Source organism: Halobacteriovorax sp. RT-2-3 (genome assembly GCF_047085075.1).
In the GTDB taxonomy this organism is placed as follows: Bacteria; Bdellovibrionota; Bacteriovoracia; order Bacteriovoracales; family Bacteriovoracaceae; genus Halobacteriovorax_A.
In genome coordinates this window covers 36,711-58,687 of the sequence record NZ_JBKIYF010000001.1, presented here as the reverse complement: position 1 = coordinate 58,687, position 21,977 = coordinate 36,711, and the positions used below count along the sequence as shown (strand labels likewise).

Below are 21,977 nucleotides of genomic sequence, written 5' to 3'. Positions count from 1 at the left end.
TTATAATCCCATTTGAATTTTAGTTTTATAAGCAAGGGCATACATTGAAATTTGCTTGATCATACTTGAAAGTCCATTCGCACGAGACATTGATAAGTGCTGGCGAAGACCAATAGTATCTAAGAAGTCAGGCTTAGTTGCGAGAATTTCATCAGGTGTAGCATCTGAGTAGACACCAACTAGAATTGAAACAATCCCCTTTACGATGGCCGCATCACTATCGGCACGAAAAAAAACTTTTCCATCTTTAAGCTCTGGAATTAGCCAAACTTGAGACTGGCATCCTTTAACTTTATATTCTTCTTGTTGTAAATCTTCAGGTAGGGACTCCATCTGTTTCCCGCGAGAAATGATGTGCATGTAGCGATCTTCCCAATCACCAAATCCATTAAATTCTGAAATAAGTGCGTCAACTCTTTCTTGTATTTGCAAAATGAACTCCTTAAGTCAATATGAGTCGGAGTCTAGCATTTTTTAGATAATGCGTGAAGCAAACTCCACTACTTTTTCAATTTGAGCGGCAATGTGGTCAATAAAGTTTTGAAGGGCAATGAAAAAGCCGTAATTTCCAACCTGATTTGTTAGCATCGCAATCATTGAGTCCAGAATATCAAGATACGGCTGCAAACCAAATTTCTTGACTAGTAATTCGATATAAGTAGCGACACCTTCCACGTCACGTCCTTCGTTTGTTACAACATATAATGGGTTCTTAATAGTGGCCACGAAAGCTCCTTTTTTGTCTCTTAACTATAGTTATAAAGTCGAATCATTCCACGAATCAATTAAATTTGCGATTTTATTAAATTGTTCATGAAGCGGCTGATATTCCTTAGAATTATAAGCATAAATTGACTTCTTAGCGGCCTGTGATTTCACTATTTGGGCCTTATTAAAGAATGGAGCAATGAAGCGGTCATCTCCAGTTACTTTACGAATCAGTTCCTTAATCTCATCAAGATCACTCTCTTCTTGCTTACGTCTCGTATCCATTAGATTCGGAATATGAGTGATGATCTCTGGAAGCTTCACTATATCCATATCTTCTATGTCTGATAACATCCCATAAAAATGCTCTAGCCCCTTCATTGAAAAATCATCTGGTCTAAATGGAACAATCACTCCATCACTGACGCAAATACTATTAACAACTAAAAGCCCAAGAGTTGGTGGACAATCAATAAGAATATAATCGTAGCGTTTTCTTAATCCCGCTTGTTCTACATATTTTTTTAGAATTGTTTGTCTTGGAGAATTAATGGCAGCGACACATAATTCAAATCCAGATAATTCTTGGGCCGCCGGAAGTAGATCAACACCTAACTCGGACTTGAAAACAACTTTTTCGAAAATCGTTGAAGAATGCAGATGCTTAAGTTCTTTAATTGAATTAAGAAGCAGATTGAAAATACTAATACTCTCTCTACTTTCTTCATGACCAAACAAGTAACTCATATTCGCTTGAGGGTCCATATCAATAACAAGAACTTTGTGACCTTTCTGGGCCAAGGCATGGGCAGTATTAAAACACATTGTTGTTTTACCAACCCCACCCTTTTGATTAAGAAAAGATATTATCTTTCCTTTACCTAAATCTTCTAAAGTATTTGTGCGATTGCGACCAAAGAACATAACCTTCTCCCAAGAATCATTCATTGTCATGATGCTTAAAGATTATATCATAAATTTAGAAGTGGGTACCAATTAGTCATACTGATTTGGATCAAGTTCGATAACACAACGCAGACCAATTCGACTACTTGCCTCAGTATCAGGAAGAAACTCAAATGCGTACACGCCAGCACCCGAAAGACTTGAATAATCACCACCACTTGCCATACTTCCGTTAACTCCACCAGTATTGTCAAAGATTCTAAAGATCTCATCATCGTGAAGTTGTGAGTTAGTGATACCAGCAGTCGATCCGATTCTTAGAGTATAATCATTAATAACACTTCCTGGCATAGCATCTTCAGTAGCTTTTGCTGCATTTGAAATAGGAATACCGAAAACATAGTTAAAATATCTTGCACTATAATCAGAAACATTTTCAAATAAATGACTTTCAAGCTCTAGGTCACAATCATTGTCGCCATCAGAGTCATTACATGGCCCAATGAGTGAATCCATCAGATAATCACCTGTCCCACCATAGATATCAGCTTTAGTTGAAACAATTGAAGCAAAAGAATAAATATTAGCATTGAAGCTATAGGCCGTATTAGAAATCTCAGAAACGTTTCCTACAGCATCTTGAACACCAAAGGCAGATGTACAATCTTGCGTGAATACAGAACCTGTATGCAAAGAGCGAATTCCTGAAGAATTTGTTCCAGGAATTGTATGAATATCTGATGAGCTTAAGTTATCAATATCCATGAACGAAGACTCAAGCCCACTTGCTAATGAAGCATTACACTTACTTGAAGAATTAAGCGCAAGTCCTCTTTCCACAACTTCAACATTAGCATCAGAAGTCGCTCTAACATCCCATGCACTATAAGCAATTTGCTCATCACGAGTTGGCAGCTTATAAGTAGTAGCAGCACCATAACCAACGATCGTTGGAGCGCCAGTTAGTGTTGTACATGCATTAACAGCACTAGAGTTAGTAATATTAGTTAATGGTGGCAAGAACGACTGGAATGCAACAGCAGAGTCTAAAGTCTGAGTTGAAAAGTTTTGCCAAGTTCCGTTTTTAACATAACAAGTACCAGTTGATCTTTCATAGAAGATTGATCCGTCAGGACCATCATAGGCTCCAAGATTTTGGGCCACACACTGTCCATCAGTTGTATCACAGCTTGTTTTTGAATAAGGGCATCCCATTTCAAAACGAGGTACAAGTAAGTCCTTACCAAAGTCATAGACAGAACCAATCGTTCCAAGAGCTGAGGCAGTATCACCAAAGCCTTTATACTCACATACATAGTTACTATCGATAAACGAATCAGAATGCATCATCTCACACGCCTTCTTATTAACCATCCAGCGATGTACAAATGCAAAGTTTTCTTGAGGTGCAACCACAGTTAGTTTTGCAACATTATTATTAGTTGTAATCTCTAGAGATTCATTATCCCCTAGCTGATTAGTGTAGCTAAGAACTGGTCTAACTTCATAAACATAAGTGTGGTTTGGAACAGGAGCTAAACGCGAGTTCTCACCGTTATCAACATATGTATTTGACGAAGTAATAAGTTCTCTATTTAGTGGATTGCTATAATTAAACGTATAAAGAGGGCCGGCCTTCTTACGATATACATTGTAGCCTTGAATTGCTCCAGAAGTACCGACAGTGAAATTCTCCCATTCAAGGTTCACTCTAGAAGTACCATGATAAGGAATCCAATTTGATCCATCTGAATAAAAACAATCCTGACCAGTAGTTGCCTGATAAGCAGTATTAAATAAGAATTTTCCGTTATTATCACTTGCAAGTAATGTCTCAGTTTGAGAATTGAAAACAACACTTACAGAGCTAGCATCACCTGAATCATATGTTACATCACCAATACAACTTGCACTTCCAAGATCATCACAAGTTGTTGTCGTATCTTCTAAAAGTCCATCAGTTGTGTAGTCGCGATTAACCTCTGAGATATTACATGCAACAGACTTATTAATTAGTACCCAATCACTTGAAGTCGTTCCAGTTGAATAATAACAAAGATTTCCTGCCGTACGGTAAATAGCACCAGCAGAATCAGGTTTTACATTTGATGTGTTTGGAGCAACCGTTCCATAACACTCTTTTCCACCGTCACACTTAGTAAGAGAATGTGAACAAGTAAAGTTTGATTCAACACGAATTCCAAAATGGTTAACCTTTGTACCAAGGGCCTTTACATCTGCCCAACCATGATGAGCAACTGTCTGCGGCTCAACTCTAACTTTGAAAGAAACAGAAGTTCTCGGTGATCCAGTTCCATTATCCACAAGATCAAATGAAATCGTTGTCTCACCAAATTGAGATGCCGTTGGGATCATTTTTATTCTTAGAATTTCATTAATAGAAATTCCATTATCAATTACACCACTTGCCATAGCACCATTTACAGCAGCAAGATCTCCGGCTTCACTATATTCACCATCTAGATCAGTATCTTTTAAAAACTGAATATTCATTGGCTGAATCAGTACATTATTAGTTGAAACAACATTTTCAATCGTTACTGTTTGAGAAGCTTCATTGATACTTCCACCTTCACTAATAATAACATTATCAATAATAATATCTTCTTTTTCACCAACGATAACATCACTCATGTAACTAGCGTTTTGAGTACCGTTATTAGAGGCCACTGACCACTCGTCTGTATCAATTGATTCATAACATAGGCCGTTTGTGCGATCAAAATAAATGACAGGGTCATTACTTACGTGTGACGTAGGATTGAATCTAGGTGCTCCATTTCCAATACAGTTATTTACACCACACTCGGTACGTCCAGCGCGGCGATTATATACAGAATAATTACAAATAACAGGTGCATCAGATGTTTCAAGAACAACAACATCAAGTGTTTGAACAACAGACTCCGCATTACTTGAATCTCTTACAACAAATTGGAAATCATCAGGTGTACCTAGCGTATTAGCGCTATTACCATTGAGGGTTTCGTATAAACATGTAATTGCACCACCTGAAGAAATTGCACAATCCTTAATTGTCCCCTCTGTTCCTGAGACAGAGCTTTGTCCGGCCATCGTATTAATACGACTTCCGCTACCATCGATAAAATAAACAGTAAGAGTCGATGTTGTATTATCGACATCAGAAACACTACCTAATGAAATCGTTTCACTTACGCTATTCCAATCAGAAGACTCATTCATTGTATGCGTAAATGGCCCACCTGCAACAACTGGCGGATCATTCTTAGCATTGATAACAACATTGATATAACCTGTTGTATGGAAATCTGCCATACTCGTTAAAGGTAATGGTGAGTCAGAAATTTGATATTCTACTGTATAGACACCATTAGCATCTCCATCGAAGTAGAGATTACAATAAGTGGCATCATCAACACTATTAGCATGAAAGTTATCTCCAGGAGCACCTGTACATGAACCTTGGATATCTGAATAATTTGTTAAATTTTTAAATTTATAACGGAGATCTGAACTTGGAAATCCCATATAAGAATCATCTGATGCAGTTGGAAAGTAAAAACCAACGGCAGTTTGGGCACCTGGCGTTCCTGTGCTATCTTCATCCACTGTAACAGTGATAATATTAGCAGCAACAGGCTCATCATCGACTTCAACAATTCTTGCAGAAGCAACACCAGTATTAGAGTACTTTCCATTTGCATAGATTTGATACTCAACCATGGCCTCTGAAGAAGCATTAAAGTAATCAGTATTTGCTCTAAAGGCTAAAGTACACTTACCTAGCGAACAGTTACATGAAATTGATGAGTTTTGGACACTTGCATGAATTGAGTTAGCACTACAGAAAGTTGCAAAGTCTCCATCATAATCAAAATATCCAGAAACTGGAATTTCATTTACTTCACTATCAAAAACAAAAGTAATTAAGTCATCTTCGCTTACTGTCGCAGACCTTGTTGCAGCAACACTTGGTGATTGATCAACATTTGTCACATCAACATATAATCTTGAAACGGCACTATCACCATCATCATCACTGATATAGAAATCAATATATGATGAACCATTAATATGGCGTGATGGTTCAATATCCATTGAACAAGTACCACTAATACATTCACAAGTAGCACCTAACATTTTTATTCCAGGAGTTGGACTCTCTGTTGTGTTAGGCCCAGTAATTGAGGCCACGATAATCGGGTTAATCAATGAACTAGAATTTATAGCATTCGTAATTTGAAGTGAAGTTGAAAATCCAGAATCAATTTGTACTGTGATTGTATTTGTTGCAATTGAAACAAGTTCTGATCCTGCAATAACAGAAGGATTATCCACAAGTTCAATATATAGATCAGCATAGTTAATTGCATTTTGCCAAGTATTAACTCTTTCAAAAGTCATTGATCCAATTGTAATCGATTGATTAAGGCCTGAAGAGCTATTGACGATCGTACATGAAGTTGGGATTCCCCCATTTTGATCAGTAAAAGAGATTGGAAAACTTGTCTTAAGCGCATCTTCCATCATAGAGACTGAAGTTGTCGTGATAACTGGAGCTTTGGGAGATACATCTAGAACACAACTTCTTGTGATCTCATCGAAATAGTGTCCATCATCACAGCTTGCCTGCTTCAAAGAATTCATCTGCGGTGTACAACCGATGAAAGCACTTAAAAATATTGTAAATAAAAGTAAACGATTCATTATCTTTCCCAAGTATCCCAATAACTTATCGCCAAAATATTTCTTAACTTTAAATAAAGACAAACAAACACTTATGTTATTTCAATATTATAGAAGATAGCTGATCCCGCCTCTATATTTATGTAATTATGGATACTTAGATATGCACTAAAGAATGAAAACGCCTTAAATAACTGACAGGCGCTCTCTTCTATTTGCAAAATTTGAAACTTTGATTAAGCGAGCAAAGTGCTTGCCTCATTTCTTCATTTTCTTCTTTAAGCTTATTATTTTCTTCTTTTAGTGTAGCTATCTCACGAGTATTTGTTGCCAACTGAACTTCAACACCTTCACTCATAAGCTTATACATGGAAATATTCTTATCTAGCTCTTTTACAGCTTCAATAAGTGGCGACACTAAGACTGCATAATCCACAGATAGCCATCCATCTGCATTCTCAATGACGGCCGTTGGAAATTGCGCTTGAACATCTTGAGCGATTACACCGATTGAGTGCATTCCAGGAGAAAGTGATTTTTCATTCCAATCAAATTCAACCCCCTTTAGTGCCTTAATCTTATCAAGTGCATTTTCAATTTCGACAACATTATCTTTTAATCTTTCATCAGATGTACAGTTCGTGGCACCGGCACCACCTCCAAGCGTACAGTCTGTTGCACCTTGAACTCTTAGATTGCCTACGACATGAAATTGCTCTGAAGGTGTCGTTGTTCCAACTCCAACACGACCTGCTGCCGTAACAGTCATACGATCAGTATTTGCTGTAGTGATTGTAACAGGAAGGCTTGAGCCAACTGCTCCTGCTGAGTTCATATTTCCAAGCTTTATACCAGTTCCATTATCTACAAGAACTTCAAAATTATTAAGCGTTCCACCTTTAAAAACAACATTATCAATTCCACCTTGAGAAATAATCTTTTGTGCTGAAGTAACTTGACCAAAGAATGCTGAACTTGTCGTTGCATCACCTGCAATCGTATTAACAGAAATATTTCCAAAATCCACATTTCCAGTGACAGTAATATCACTGTCAAAAGTAGCGGCGCCCGTAACCTGTAGAGCTCCATTTACAACAGCATTTCCATTATTTGTAAGTACGCCTGTATTTACAAGGCCACCTGTTGAAGTAATTCCATTTCCTTGAATTGTCCCACTTGCTGTTAAATTTGTTGTTGATAAATTTCCGGTATGAGAAAGTGTTCCAGAAACAACAGTACTACTTAACTGAGAAATACCTGTAACATTCAGATTGCCTGCTAGTTGAGTACTTCCACCAACAACCATCTGGTAACCCGATGTATTGGAAACGGCAGAACTACCAACTAATAGCCTTCCATTATTTGTCAGTCTCATATTTTCTTGTTGAGTATTAGAAGTATTTGCAGTTGTATAGAAATTCAATTCAGTACCAAGATTTGTCGCACTAAAATTTTCTGTCGCAGTTGAGCGAATACTTGCAGTATTAACTATTCCACTACCAGTATCTCCACCAAAGTTTAAGAGACCTAGAACATCGTTAGTTGTTGTCATCGAAGGTGCAGTAATTAGACCTTGTGAACTTGCAAGATTAATTGATGACTGATTTCCACCATAAGAATAGAATTGTCCACTCGCATCTCCAGAGTCACTACGAACATCAATTTGAGCAGTCGCATTGAATGTTCCAAGATTTGATGTGTGCCCAAATGAAAGAAAACCATTTGCATCGTAGAGAGCAAAATCTGAAGATTCAGATTGAAATGCAATATCACCAGGTCCAGAACTACCGGCCGTTATTGTCGTCGTTCCAGAATTAGTCATATTGATAGCATTAATATTTGTAATCCCAGAACCGTCCCCTACAAATGCAGCAGCTGTAACAGTCGATGAAACATTAAAGTTTCCATTTATTCCCGAGTTACCATAAACGTAGAACAGATATAGTGGATTAGGAATACCACCAACTGATGTTCTCCCTGAAGAGTCGATATAGAATTCAGCAGAATTCCAAAAAGATGAAGTTAAACTATCTCCGTCTCCATCAACATCGATAAAGAAGTAATTCATCCCACCGACATTAGTGTTACTTCCGTATACTCCCATCGTGGCATTATGCTCTTGTCTTAAACCAAATGATAATGCCCTTGCCCAACTAGATCCTAAACCAGAACTAACATTTCCACCAACATGCAGTAGAATACTTTCTTCAGCAGTAGTAGGGCCTGCAATATTTCCACTTACAGTTAATTTTGAAGGGCCTTCATAAGGATCATCAGAAATTGTAACTTTTCCACCTGAACCTACTCGTCTAATATGTGAACCACTAATATCCCAAGGGCCAGCATAACTACCATTACTTAATTGCAGATCCCACTTATTAGTCGATTCATTAAAGCGAATGATGTCCCCTGCAGTGAAGGTTTCAATATTTCCATCACCATTTAGATCACCGACAACTGGTGCTGCATCATTAACAACATAGAAGTCACCATTATTAACTCCTGCTACAGAAGGTGGTGTAACTCCTCCTCCAGCATCAAGAATTAATCGACCTAAGTAGTTTGAGCCACCAAGGTAATCAACAGCAACCCAAGCTGATCCATTATACTGTAAAACTTGTCCTGCACTAGATGCGCCAAGAGAACTCAATTTCGAATTCGTAATTGCTCCATCTTGAATTTTACTTGTAGAAATCGAACTATTTTGGACATCAAAACTTACAGATGTCACTGTTTGTCCAAAGGCATCTGTAACAATAAGGTCATAAATAAAGCCACCAACGATCTTTAAACCATTAGGTACTCCTAGCCTCACCATATTTGCTGACTTTGATAAAATATTTAAATTAATAACTTGTGGGCCATTCTTTGTTTTAACAGCACTTATTGTTGAAAGGTTTGTCCCATTAAGAATCAATTGATTTGAAGAAACTTCAATAAGTGTAATCTGATGTCTTTTAGTAATATCAGAAGTGTCTGATGAATCAACGTTATTGCGAGCGGTATTACTCACCGGCTTACACGCGACAAAAAGTACAACGAAGAGAATGTAAAATGCATTATTAAGTTTCATATCCATAAATCCCTAATTTCATATCGGAGATTAATAAATAAAGTTAAACTATTAATATTACTATACCAAAGCACTTGGTTATCAATTGCAAATAAGGAGTATTTGCCAATGATTTCTTAAACTTGTCATTGGTTATAAAATACTTATATGAATAGCGTTCAAAGATTTTTGCAAACTCTTTTAGTCACAATTACATTTCTATCAATGGCCACAGCGTCCTTTGCCGAAAAGTATGACCTCAATACAAACCTAATTGTTATTCAAAATATTGCTAATGATGGAATGTCTTTTGTTATTCGAAAAGGACGAGTTGATAATATTGTAAAGGGACAAGTCTCTCTATTTTCTTCGAAGAAGATTTCTTTTACGGCCCGTGCTATCTCCATAACGAAAGAATACTCTCAGTGGATTGTGACTGATAATAATATGCGCGTACCTTTTGAAAAAGGTCAAATTGTTACAGTTAACTACTCTCCTGAGCGAGTATGGTTAGAAATCCCTAAAATTCTTGGAGATGCAAAATACAAACAGATGCTAGCAGAAGAAGAGATGTCTCTTAGAGAAAAACAATTTCAACGCTATGATAATCGATTTGAATTTTTCTACGGGAAGAATCAAGGCTTAAGTGAATCGACAAGTTCAAGTATTAATAATGATGGAACGAGAACTGGTGACACGTTTCAATTTAACTACGCCATCCCTATTAATCAAACTTTTCAAACAATCATAGGATTTCGCTACGATCTAGACCTTCTGACACTTCTAAATCCAAATGTTGAGCAGGAAACCAAAAGAATGATGGGGACAGCGGCCTTAAAAATTTCATTTAATAATAGTTGGAGTTATCGCTTCAGCTACTTTATTTCACTAGGCGCAGGCTTTGGCCGTTCTGAAACGAGTATCCAAGATACAGTTAGAGTTGGAAGCGCAATGCTTCTTCCATCAGTCAGCTTAGGTCTTGAGTATAAGGTTTCAACTTCTCAATCACTTATTTTCAAAGCTAATTTTGATGCTATCCAAACTGATGAAGAATTCGCAGATGGCTTCCAACAATCGACAGATCAAACAATGTTTGGCCTATCTGTTGGATATGCCTTTTAAGTATCACCTTCACCATCATGAGGAATTGAAGGCTTAATCAATATCCTAATAATATAAGCAAAGAATGATTCTTTCTCTCTTTTATGCTTAAAGAAAGAAGCTTCAGAGACAGGTTGTAACAATAAGGCAATCAGTAGAATTACTTTCATCTTTCCTCCCTAATTAGAAACAATAGTAAAAGGAAAGCATAACGAAAATTGAATGTCATTTGATGTGAAAAAAAATAGGCCTTCATTAAGATAACTTAAGAAGGCCTATACTTTATCGACTTTTTATTTGATTAATTCGATTAAGAATTATTTCTTTGCAGCTGGAAGAACTTCGATTAGTTCAACTTCGAAAGTAAGTGTTGCGCCACCAGGAATTGATGGAGGAGCACCTTGATCACCATAAGCAAGCTCAGATGGAATTACTAGCTTAATTTTTCCACCTTCACCAATAAGTTGCATCCCTTCAGTCCAACCTTTAATAACTCTGTTAAGAGGGAATTCGATTGGCTTATTTCTCTTATAAGAAGAATCAAACTCAGTTCCATCTCTTAAAGTACCTTTGTAATGAACTTTTACAGTATCTGTTTCAGTTGGCTTCTTTGCAGAACCAGCTTCAATGATCTTGTAAGCTAAACCAGATTCAGTCTTCTTAGCACCTTCTTTAGCAACAAATTCTTCTAGGAATTTTGCACCTGCATCTTTTTCTGTTTTAGATACTTCGCTCATTCTTTGGTTTACGATATCTCTAAATTTAAATGCAAATTGTCTTGTATCAATATCAGTTGCATCTTTAGTCATACCGTCACGAACACCTTGAACAAGGTTATTCATTTCTCTTTCAGTAAGTTTGAAATCCTTAAATCTCTTTCCGTAAACATGTCCAACTGAATAGAAGATTTTATCATTTTCAGTCTCAGGCTTTACTTCCTCTTTCTTACCACATGAAACAAATAGTAATGGCGCGATTGCCATTGTTGCTAGTAGTTTCTTCATTTAACATCCTTTGTCTAAATTTATTGAAGTCTTTTTACTAATTAATATTTATATAAATAGATTAAAGTGCTTTGGTCTGCTTTTCAAGCCTTAAATATTTTCATCCATTGCCTTATTGGCCAACATATCGCAGTGCTCATTTTGCGGATGACCACTATGTCCTTTTACCCAACGAAACTGAAGATTAGAAAAACGTCCTGCCACTTCATCAAAACTTTGCCACAGCTCAATATTTTCTGGAGTCTTCTTGTCGGCTTTTTTCCAACCACGTGCCTTCCAACCAGGAACCCATTTCGTAATTCCATCAACAACATATTTCGAATCACTATAAAGGAAAGCGGCATGTCCATGATCTAGCCCCATCTCTTCCAATTCATTCTCTAGTGACTTCAATGATTCAATGGCACCAGTAAGCTCCATTCGATTGTTAGTTGTCTGATACTCGAAGCCAGAGCTTTCAAAGAAAACGACGCCATCTGGATTTTGTCCCATTGCCCCCCACGCTCCAGGTCCAGGGTTTCCACGACATCCACCGTCACTATAGACAGTGTAGGCCCCCATGGCCTCCATTGGTATACTGAAGTGTCCATTGCCACTTGCAACGCCATTATCGACATCCTCAAGGAGCTCGACGCTTTCGCGAAGCTGAGCAATTGCATCATGATCATCTTGTGTATCAAGTACACTTTCTAAATATTCTAAAGTTTTTAGTATGTTTTTCTTTTTCATTACTTAAGTATTCCTTTTTAAAGTCATAAGTATAAAACTTCATTTACAAAAAAGGAAACTTCCACCACAATTTCTTTATGGAATTTATTAAACTAGAGTCTGGAAAAACAGTTAACAACCTTGAAATCGAAGCTTTTAAAAATAAAGTTGATTCACCTCGCTATATCTATCTGATGGCAGGAGTTCATGGAGATGAAATCGAGGGAGTTCACTGCCTAAAAGAAATCTTTTCATGGCTTAAGACTGAGGTTGAGACAGATCTACCTCTAGTCGTTATTCCTATCGTCAATAAAGATGGTGTTAATGCAGGAACGCGCGTTAATGCTAATGGTGTTGATCTTAATCGAAACTTACCTACTCAAAGCTGGGAAAGTGAATTCGAAGAAGATAAGTACAATCCAGGAAGTGCTCCATTAAGTGAGCCTGAAAACCAATTCCTAAATAAGCTCTTTAATGAGTATCCTCCGGCCTTTATTTTATCAATTCACTCATGGAAACCAATTGTAAATTACAATGGTGACTGTAAGGATGTTGCGCAGCTTTTGGCCAAACACAATAATTATCCAATTGCAGATGATATCGGCTACCCAACTCCTGGCTCACTCGGAACTTACGGAAGTGTTGAGCTTGGAGCACCTGTACTTACATTTGAATGCCCAACAGTAGACACTGGTGTAACTGTTGAAGAAGTGTGGCAAGAAAATGAAGTCGGATTCAAAGAAATGATCACATCAGGAATTCTGAAACGATTCCTCTAAAGGTTAATTTACTCTTCTTAAACAAAATTAACTTATCTTCGATAGCGCTAAATCCGTTAATAAGGCATATTCAAAATGAGAGTGCTGCATTGCGGCGCCCATGTTTATATTTTGGTATAAATATCATTTAGGCCCCAATATCCCTCATAATCCCTCTCTCTTTTGGGCCTAGGTGTAATCGGAGGCCGTCCCACGGCCTCCCTTTATACTTCCCTCAAAAATCGTCAACTCCCTAAACAACCCTGTAGATTTTCCAAAGTCAGCGTCTTCGTACCCCTATTGTTATATATTTACTTCAAATGCGAACTCGTCCGAAGATGAACAAATGGCATACCATTTGCATCAAGTATTGAACGAATTTCATTTTCAGGAACGAAAAAAGGAGACAGAGTGACACCATTTAAGTGTATCTCATTAATTTTACTTGCGCTTACAACAACATCTGTTGTTGCCCAAAGTAGCACTAGTAATATCCAGGGTGTCAAAAAAGCACCAGGTGCGACTAGAAATTGGTCAGCTAGAGTTGATACGACAGTTTCAAGAGATTTATTAAAGACATCTGAGGCAGGCCACTATAGTGGAATGTATAACTCATTTCGTTTCAATATTATTACAGATAAAGGTAGTTTCGCCGCTAAAACAACAGTATCAAAAGACTTTGTTGATGAGCGAAAAAGTAGAATCAGCGATACGTCAGTATCCTTTACTAGAAAGGCTTCTCAGCCATTTGATGGTGTTGTTTCATTTGGTACGGCATCGTTAAAACTTCCAACAAGTAAGGTTTCTAGAAAATATTCTAAGCTTCAAGCAGGAATTAGCTTAAGTGAAGGCCTATCAATAGCCGATAGTGTTATTGGGATTAAGGACCTATCTGCATTAGTTATTCTTGGTGCATCCAAGAACTTCCATGAGTATGAAACAACAATGACTGGAAGCTCAAATACTTCATATAGTCTTTCATCAGTTGCATATCTGACATACAGCGTGTCGGATGCGCTATACCTATCACTTGGAGGAACGTATATGAAGGGTTGGACATACCAGAATAATACAAAAGATGCTTATTCGTTCTCACAGGCCATTGGCTATAGCTTTGGCCCTAAATACAACCTAGAGGTAGGTCATGAATTTGGAGGAACTCCCCTATCACCTGATGGGAAGAAGGTTGAGATCGACCTATTTGATGAAAGAGATTCATCAGTTTATGCATCACTAACAATAAAAATATAGAACACACATAACGAAGACAAAGAGAAAGAAGAACAAATGACAAAAAGAACAAAGGTAGAAGAAAAAATGAAAATCAAAAATGAAAACAAGTTTGGAATGCTCAGAGGCCTTACACATGCTTTCGCATTGGCAGCGATCCTTTCAAGTTGTGCAAAGACTCTTCCGGACAAAGAGCCTGATTTTGCACAAGAAAGTTACCGTACTAAGAACTCTGTTACTTCAGCTAAGCTAGTTATTGAATCAAAAGCAGTTGCGACTCAAGAAGAGCTTTCTAAAAACAGAATTTCAACAGACCTAATCGACACAAGTGTTGGAAGTGAAGCAAAGACTCTTTACTCAACTCAAATCGTTAGTTCTAATGATAAGACTTATAATGTTCTTGTAAAAGATCTTCTTATTTTCGCAGAAAAAGAAGGTCAGAAGTTTGAGATTACATTTGATCTTACGACAAACTACCTAGTAGCGTATATCGCTCCAGTAAATGCTAGTGCACAAACTCTTAGCGCTTCTAATAAAATCATTCGCGATGTTCTTCCAGTTAAAGCTTCAAAGCTTGATCGTATTCCATTATTTCAATACGGTGTTGATTTCTACCAAAGAGAAAATGTAAAGAATGATCTTGATGAGAAAACAAGACATATCAGATATGTTGAGAAGGACCGTTCGGAATCAACTCACTATAAAGTTGACTACCTAATCGAAAACAGAACTTACACAGGTGTTTTCGGAATGGATCAAAAAGAAATCGCGACAATCTACCGTCGTGATAAAGTTGAAAATAACCTATTCACAGTAGGACAACTTGAAGACCGAATCCTTAATAACGAAAATGCTTTCACAACGTCAAAGCATGATGGTCATGTTTTTGAAAACAAGGATCTAATCAAGGTTATTCTTGATGACAATGAAAGCAAAGCTTACTTTGCTCGTGTTATCAAGAAAGAAGACCTAACTGATAACGAAGAAAAATTAGTTCGTGCAGAAAGATTTAACCTACTATTTTCTAGATGTGACGCTGATACAGCAAAGAGGGCTAGAATCGCTCTTGATAACTGTTTCCTACGTTCAGAAATTTCTGAAAAAATTAAGTACGTTAAATTCAAGTACGATATCGATGATAATGATGAGATCCTAGCTGAGACGAAAATCTCTTCTAGTACAGTTGCAGAAGATGCAAAATTCATTCAACTAGAAAAAGACTCTCAACCAGAAGAGATTTACCCAACTGAGATCAGAGAAGAGCTATCGACAGCTTGGCTAAAACTTGAAAAATTTAAGAATCAAGAATTCACTTTTAGAAGAGTATTAGAAGACTCTCCAAATATCTTTAACTACAGTTTTGCAGGTTCTAAAGCGACTTTCCACGTTGAAATCGTTAAGTTCCACTTTGAGCCAGATCGTGTTCTAGTAAAAAGATCAAGACCACTACTTGATAAGACAGGATCAACTGATCTTGACACTGAACCATTACTAGCTTTTGAAGCAGAATACTTCCGTGAAAGTAAGAATGACAAAGGTGGAATCGTTTACGTTCCAGCAAGTCACAATGATGAAAGAGCAATTGCAGTAGTTAATCTTGGAAACGATCAAATTGGTGATGTTCTTACGTCACTAGACCCTTACCTAATGAGCGTATGTGGTGGAGGTAAGGCCCATGGTCTTACAGAAGTAAGTGACATCGTACAAGTAGTTGACGGAAGAGATGAATTCCTTAACTTCTCTACTCAATCAACTTATAAGAAAGGAAACTTCTTTAACTGTGCTGACTTCGGTGGAGATTACTGGGGACAACAGAATGAAACGATGACTTTCAAAGAAAGAACTACTTTCATGAAGTATAATCAAGAGTTCGAAGAACCAGAGCAAAACCTTTCTTACGAAGTACAAAAAAAGTTTAACTTTGGTCTATTCACTGGTTCTAAGCTAGTACCAAAAGGATACACTGAGCAAACTCGTGACTTTGATACAACAGTAGACCTACCAATGGTATTTGATATCAGAAATGGTAAAAATATCGAGTACGTACTTACAGGTATTCCATCAAATAAATATGATAAAGATGGGAAGCTAATTAGAAAACTGACTCAAACAGAACTTGATTTAAGAAATAAGATTATCGTTTCTTCTCAAAAAGTTGTTGATGATATCAACCTAGGCTTCAAGCGTGCTTTCAAAGGTACACAATATGAAGGACGTGGTGATATTATCACTCTTAAAATAGAAAAAGATGATTCAATTCCAGCAGGAACGAAGAATCTTTCTCTTACTCACAATCTTGATGGTGAGTCACGTTCAGTAAATATCGAGGTAGTAGAAAAAACTCACCTTGGTGATCTACAACGTAACCACATCTACTGGGTAGAAAAAGCAACTTCAAGTTCAATCATTGGACTTGGTGGACCGTCATTTAACCCAAGAAATGGTGTTGTTGAATCAGCTTCTGTTTACCTATACGGTGGTAACATGAAGTCTTCAATTAACTGGATGGTTGATAAGGCCATCGCAGAGAAGAACTTTGTTAAGAATATTACTCCAACTAAAGAGCTTAAAAACCTTGCTGATGAGCTTAATAAGAAAGCTATTGAAGATGCTCTAGCTGAGCACAAGGCAAAGACTCAAGCGGCAGGACAAAATACACAAGTTGCTGACTCTGATGAAGTTGAAGTTGAAATTGAAGGTGAAACAGTATCTCAAAGCACAAAGAAAGCTGAGATGAAATCTCACCGTCATGGTGTTGCTCATACTAACTTAAAGAGCAGCCTACTTAACACAATTAAGCGTCCAAATATCGCTTCACAGATGGGGAAAATCAAAGATGCTCACCGTCTAATGAAGAACGACTTTAGAGCTAGCTCATTTGATAAAGATGAAGTTCTTTCTAACTTCACAAGAGCTAACCAAAAAGAAGCAAAAGCAGTACATGCTGCTTGGCAAGCAATTGCTAATAAAGATGATGTTGCACTACAAGCTGCGATTCATGGTGACAACTCAATTGAGGCCCTTCAAGCGAAGATCAAGCACTCAATGGAGTACGATGCAAAAGGTAATAAAAACCCAATTTGTAACCACGAAACAGCTGAGTTTGCTCTAAGTAATCTTGCTAAGAACTACGATGTTCTAAAGATGGCACAAACAGACGAAGGTAAGAACGATATCCTAATTGATATTTGGATGCCGACTCTTGCTCACGAAATTGGACACAACCTTGGTCTACGTCACAACTTCGTTGGATCATTTGATAAGAAGAACTGGGTATTCCCAGGAGAAAAAGAAACTAAGAGAACTTCATCTTCTGTTATGGATTATACAATTGATGACCACGCTACTTACGATGGTCTAGCTCCATACGATGTATACGCACTACGTGCAGCTTATACAGGGATGGTTGAACTTGAAGGTTACACAAACTCAAGAAAGAAATCTGTAGAGATCAACGGTGTTGACGTTAAGGTATCTTCTGTAGAGTCTGAATTCGAACCAGGTCTATACTATCACCTAGTAAGAATTAAAGATGTTGTTGATGCACTAGTTGGAGAAAATGGAAACCCATCAAATATCTCTAAGCATAGACTTATGGCGGAAGCTGGTCTTAAGAGAATTAGATTCTGTTCAGATGAGGACGCTGGAAACTCTCCTCAGTGTAACAGACACGACTTTGGTTCATCTTTTGAAGAAATCGTAGATTACCAAATTGCAGACTACCGTCAGATGTATGAGTATATCTACTTCCCAGGTAAGCGTAAGGAATTCTACGGTGGAGCAGCATTTGGTTGGCTAATGGACAAGTTCTACAAGCTTAGAATGATGAATGAAGAGGTATTCTACCACCTAATTTATACTCCAGAGTTGTACTCTCAAGCAGATCAAGCAACTCATGATGCAACAACTAACGACCTAGTTAATGGTGTAATTAAATCACTATTCTTCCTACAGTCGGTAGTTGCAACTCCAGATATCACTCCAGGTGCTGGACTTGATACTGAAGCACAAAGAAACAAGAGATTTGTTTCGACTCTTGTACCATCTCAAACTGAAGTAACAGCTGAAGATGGAACAGTTCTACAAGTAGCAACGCAAAAACCAATGGTTGTTGAAACTAAGTGGAATGAGGCAATCTCACTAGATAGTGATTCATACAGAGCTAAAAACCGTGGTGTTGAATATGATAAGGCTGCAGCTCTTGTAGCACTTACAGAGTCAGAGTCGTACTCTTATAAGTACCGTTCAAACTCTTTAAGAATTCCATACCAGTTACTAGAGCAGTACCTATTTGGAATTGATATTAAAGATTCAATTGTACAATCAACAATTGGAGAAGTTCTTTCTGGTCAAGTTACACCACTAGTATATGACCCAGAAACTGGACGTAATATCCCACTAACTAACGGAGCTTTTAAAGTTGAAGTTGGTGAAGTTGAAACTAACTATGCTGCTATCGGTGGTCTAGTTTACGGTAACATTGATACTTTTGAACAAACAGCTAACCCTGCTCGTGCATTTTGGGTAAACCACATTTCTCAAAACGACCTACTTACTGAGACTTTTGAGCACGAAGGGCAAACTTACCAAATCCCAGAGGATTATGTAGCAGAGAAAACTGATATCAGAAAAGCATATGTACCTTACGCACAAGATTCATATGTAGCTGGTAACGTTATTAAGAAAGCGAGTATGATGCAGTTAATCTCTCACGATGAGCGTTGGTCAACATTCTTTAAAGAATGGGAGCAGGCACAAATCGCAGGACTTCAACTTGCTCAAACTCCAGCGGCACAAGGTGCAACTGAAGATACAATGAAAGCTCAAAAGACAGAGCTTGATATGGCAGCAGCTCTTGGTGATGCAACAGCAATTAAATCAGAGATGGAGAAATACTTCGCTCAGATCAACGCTCTTCTTGCTTCACAAAATCAAAAAGAGATGATTGCAGGATTCCTTGCTCAAAGAGCACTTGTAAAACAAGCTGGTTCATACTTTGTATCAGCACAATTTACAACAATGATGAATGAGATTGGTCTTGAAGGTGTGTCACTTGAATACATTAACCAAGTACTTAGCCAGGCAATCGCTCCAATCGCATTTGAAGCTGAAGCATGTCGTCTTTCTGAGCAATACTGTTCAACAGTTGATATGATTCAAATGGCAAAGACTGGAAACAAGGATACTTACTTAGACAATAAGATCACTAACCTTCTGAACAACTTTTCAATGCCTTCTGTGAACGAGCAAGGTCAAGTTGAGCTATTCGCACCAGTTATTACAAAGATCATCCAAGGTCTAAATAATAACGAGCAAATCAAGTTAGGAGATGTTTTCTTAAGAGATATCCAAGAAAACAGCTTCGCTCAGATTCAGCAAATGGATCAGCTTGTTGGTGAAGCGATGACGAAAATGAAAGTTACTAAAGATGTAGATAGCTTCTACGGAGATATGAAGAGAAACGTAAAACTTCTTGGATTATACTTCAGACTAATTAATCCGATGGAAGGAAAATAATCCGAACCATCTACCGATAAATTGTTCTTAAATTTGAAACCCGCCCTGTCCAGGCGGGTTTCTTTTTTTGGAGGCGTCATTTGCCACGATGGCAAAATGATGCCGAACAACCCAGAGGCGACCATGGCCTGCTTCGGCTCCTGCCTCTCGCAGGCATACAATTCTTCCTGAACATAAAGGGAGCCTTCGGGTAACCAACTTCAAAGACCACACTACTACTCATTGAATTAAAGTCCCTAAAAAATTACAACTCGACCCAAAACCTCATCTTCTTAACACCATTAACCTCAATAACATTCTCAAGCTGGCCACGGTTTTTACGAATTGTCTTCTCAGATCCAATATTACCTTCATCACAAGTAACAAGAACCTTTTTAAGGCCCTTAATATTGGCCCTAACGTAGTTTAAGGACTCAGCAAGGATTTGAGTCGCATATCCTTGACGGCGGAAATTGGGGCATACTCCATAACCAATATGGCCACCAACCTTTAAAAGATGATCGTTTAATTCAAAACGAATTGATGTACGGCCTACAATTCTCCCGTCCTCGTTGAAGGCAAAAAGTAATGCGGCAGCTACGTGCTCTTTTGGAATATGAATTCCCCTTGCAAACTCCGGAGCTATCGAAACATATTTCTCAAACTCTCTATTAGCTAGAGTTTCCCAGTAATGAACAAAGTCAAAATTGTTCTCCCAGTCCTCATGGAAAGCAGCAAAGAATTCATCCTTATCCTCATGAGTTAAATATCTTAGAGTAATTCTATTCATGTATCCCCTTCGTCTTAAACTCATCCAAAGACTCTAAATACTCAGCGCATGCTAAGTAAATATCTGCTTGTAAATGGCGGTTTTCTGACTTTAGAAGTCGGCAAACCTCTTCAGTGGTAGCTGATTTTAAATTATTAGAGTTAACGAAACTTGCATCTCCAGTGAAAACGACAGCAGCTGAGATAGGATGAGAAAAATGCTCTCGCAAGGGCGTCTCGTATTTATCTTCTAAGATCCAATGCCCAAGTTTGTTAATACTTTTCATACTAATGCCAAGTTCAAGACCTAGCATTCGCTCTAAACCAAAAATAACGCTTTCCCCTTCTCTTAATTCTCCTCCAGGATAGTCAAGCTTACCACTGTCTTTAACAAGGTATAGCCACTTGTCACCGGCCCTTGGAACAAAGAAAACATTGGTTATAAGGGATTCGTTAATTGGTTCTCCAGTTAAGAAAAAACGGCGTTTAAAATGCTCGTTATCAACAGGAGATAAGAGTGTTGAATATTTATCTATTTTCATAAAATAATTATAAATGGACAACAAATATAAGTCGATATTAATGAAATTGTATTTAAAACCCTAGTTTATCATACTCTGATAAGTCTCTCAGTACGACTCTGTACTTCTTGATAAACTCATCATATATAACTCCACCTGTTTGATAAAAAGCTTGCGAATCTACGCCATTAACAGGGTCGAGTTGTAAATTTTTTCTAACAGTTGAGATTTCTTTTTTTGATAAGCGATATTCACTACATCGAATATAAATTTTAGGAAAATAACAATAACTTTTTTCATAAGATACACCTAGGACCTTCTTCTTTTTTAAAATCTCTAATCTATTAAATGAGTCTGTTCTTGCGGAGAATCCGAATTGTCTTAGCAACTTATTAAGTTGCCTCAGACCAACTTTCATTTCAAACAAATCACATCTTCTAGTGTATTTTTTTAACCAATCTCTTATAATTATTATTTCTTTATCCATATCCTTGAAGTATTTATCAGAACAAGAAAATGCGCCCTTTTCAATTTCTTCTTTTAAGTCTAAATAATGTTGATTATTTTTACATTTTCTAAAGCACTTTAATCTGTGAGAAGCACAAGAGATAAACAAACAAAATAAAGCCTCTTGTGAAACACCAGACTTTAAAGTTAGTAAGTTTAAGTCTAAAAAAGCCATCATTGTTACAAGAGCTGTTCTCTTATTTCCATTATGAAAAGCGTGATTACTAATCATACTATAAATCAAGACAGCCGCTTTATGTTCAATTGTATCGTATTTGACAGCTCCAAATGGTCCAGGAGCAAGTGTTGCAAGTGAAGACTCGAGCATGTTCTCACATTTTACTCCGGATGGAACGATTGGGTCTCCTATACGTATAGCATCTTCACATAATTTATCATGAATCAGTACAACTTGTTCCTTTTTGATATCAAATGCATTCATAAATTTAGAAAATTTTACCCACTCTATTTACTGTTATCTTTAAAGATGATTTAAAATCAACTTATATATACAGTTGTAACTTTAACA

At 37.4% G+C, this 21,977-nt stretch carries 15 protein-coding genes; 4 read left to right on the top strand and 11 right to left on the bottom strand.

Going from position 1 to position 21,977, the window contains the following annotated elements; translation table 11 throughout:
• The 5 genes from ACMAYX_RS00265 to ACMAYX_RS00245 form a co-directional block, all read right to left on the bottom strand.
• Nucleotides 1-432 (bottom strand): SufE family protein, encoded by a 432-nt coding sequence (locus ACMAYX_RS00265; RefSeq protein ID WP_103216998.1) that lies wholly within the window; start codon nucleotides 430-432, stop codon nucleotides 1-3.
• A gap of 42 nt (nucleotides 433-474) precedes the next feature.
• A complete protein-coding gene (locus tag ACMAYX_RS00260; RefSeq protein ID WP_103216997.1) occupies nucleotides 475-726 on the bottom strand; it encodes a hypothetical protein in 252 nt (83 codons plus the stop codon).
• Between the two features lie 30 nt (nucleotides 727-756).
• The gene (locus ACMAYX_RS00255) at nucleotides 757-1,662 is read right to left on the bottom strand and encodes a ParA family protein (RefSeq protein ID WP_103216996.1); all 906 of its coding nucleotides are present in this window, start codon (nucleotides 1,660-1,662) and stop codon (nucleotides 757-759) included.
• 42 nt (nucleotides 1,663-1,704) lie between these two features.
• Nucleotides 1,705-6,324 (bottom strand): hypothetical protein, encoded by a 4,620-nt coding sequence (locus ACMAYX_RS00250; RefSeq protein ID WP_412471363.1) that lies wholly within the window; start codon nucleotides 6,322-6,324, stop codon nucleotides 1,705-1,707.
• Between the two features lie 190 nt (nucleotides 6,325-6,514).
• A complete protein-coding gene (locus ACMAYX_RS00245) occupies nucleotides 6,515-9,376 on the bottom strand; it encodes a tail fiber domain-containing protein (protein ID WP_392992221.1) in 2,862 nt (953 codons plus the stop codon).
• Between the two features lie 204 nt (nucleotides 9,377-9,580).
• On the opposite strand from ACMAYX_RS00245, the gene ACMAYX_RS00240 reads away from it, so the two are divergent.
• Complete coding sequence (locus tag ACMAYX_RS00240) at nucleotides 9,581-10,477, top strand: hypothetical protein (protein WP_412462508.1); 897 nt, start codon at nucleotides 9,581-9,583, stop codon at nucleotides 10,475-10,477.
• Here ACMAYX_RS00240 and ACMAYX_RS00235 read toward each other — a convergent pair.
• From ACMAYX_RS00235 to ACMAYX_RS00225, 3 genes are all read right to left on the bottom strand, one after another.
• Nucleotides 10,474-10,626 (bottom strand): hypothetical protein, encoded by a 153-nt coding sequence (locus tag ACMAYX_RS00235; protein WP_158246795.1) that lies wholly within the window; start codon nucleotides 10,624-10,626, stop codon nucleotides 10,474-10,476. The two genes, ACMAYX_RS00240 and ACMAYX_RS00235, sit on opposite strands and share 4 nt — an antisense overlap.
• Before the next feature lie 147 nt (nucleotides 10,627-10,773).
• Nucleotides 10,774-11,460: an FKBP-type peptidyl-prolyl cis-trans isomerase gene (locus ACMAYX_RS00230; RefSeq protein ID WP_103216992.1), complete on the bottom strand. Its 687-nt coding sequence runs from the start codon at nucleotides 11,458-11,460 to the stop codon at nucleotides 10,774-10,776.
• 90 nt (nucleotides 11,461-11,550) lie between these two features.
• Nucleotides 11,551-12,021 carry a ribonuclease H family protein gene (locus ACMAYX_RS00225; protein ID WP_103217557.1) on the bottom strand — a complete coding sequence of 157 codons (471 nt, stop codon included), beginning with the start codon at nucleotides 12,019-12,021 and terminating at the stop codon, nucleotides 11,551-11,553.
• A gap of 245 nt (nucleotides 12,022-12,266) precedes the next feature.
• On the opposite strand from ACMAYX_RS00225, the gene ACMAYX_RS00220 reads away from it, so the two are divergent.
• The 3 genes from ACMAYX_RS00220 to ACMAYX_RS00210 all read left to right on the top strand — a co-directional run bounded on the left by ACMAYX_RS00220 (nucleotide 12,267) and on the right by ACMAYX_RS00210 (nucleotide 19,673).
• Nucleotides 12,267-12,947, top strand: a complete 681-nt coding sequence (locus ACMAYX_RS00220) for a M14 family murein peptide amidase A (RefSeq protein WP_412462507.1) — start codon at nucleotides 12,267-12,269, stop codon at nucleotides 12,945-12,947.
• A gap of 390 nt (nucleotides 12,948-13,337) precedes the next feature.
• Entirely contained in the window at nucleotides 13,338-14,177 is an 840-nt protein-coding gene (locus tag ACMAYX_RS00215; RefSeq protein ID WP_103216990.1) for a hypothetical protein, read from the top strand.
• A gap of 36 nt (nucleotides 14,178-14,213) precedes the next feature.
• Nucleotides 14,214-19,673, top strand: coding sequence for a zinc-dependent metalloprotease (locus ACMAYX_RS00210; RefSeq protein ID WP_412470557.1), 5,460 nt, complete (start codon nucleotides 14,214-14,216; stop codon nucleotides 19,671-19,673).
• 244 nt (nucleotides 19,674-19,917) lie between these two features.
• Here the strand turns inward: ACMAYX_RS00210 and ACMAYX_RS00205 are convergent, their stop codons facing one another.
• From ACMAYX_RS00205 to ACMAYX_RS00195, 3 genes are read right to left on the bottom strand one after another with little or no spacing between them, the layout of a single operon-like run.
• Nucleotides 19,918-20,442, bottom strand: a complete 525-nt coding sequence (locus ACMAYX_RS00205; protein ID WP_412471362.1) for a GNAT family N-acetyltransferase — start codon at nucleotides 20,440-20,442, stop codon at nucleotides 19,918-19,920.
• Entirely contained in the window at nucleotides 20,435-20,962 is a 528-nt protein-coding gene (locus ACMAYX_RS00200; protein ID WP_412471361.1) for a hypothetical protein, read from the bottom strand. Before ACMAYX_RS00200 ends, ACMAYX_RS00205 begins: the two co-directional genes overlap by 8 nt.
• 52 nt (nucleotides 20,963-21,014) lie before the next feature.
• A complete protein-coding gene (locus ACMAYX_RS00195; protein WP_412471360.1) occupies nucleotides 21,015-21,890 on the bottom strand; it encodes a type II toxin-antitoxin system death-on-curing family toxin in 876 nt (291 codons plus the stop codon).
• Nucleotides 21,891-21,977 lie beyond the last annotated feature (87 nt).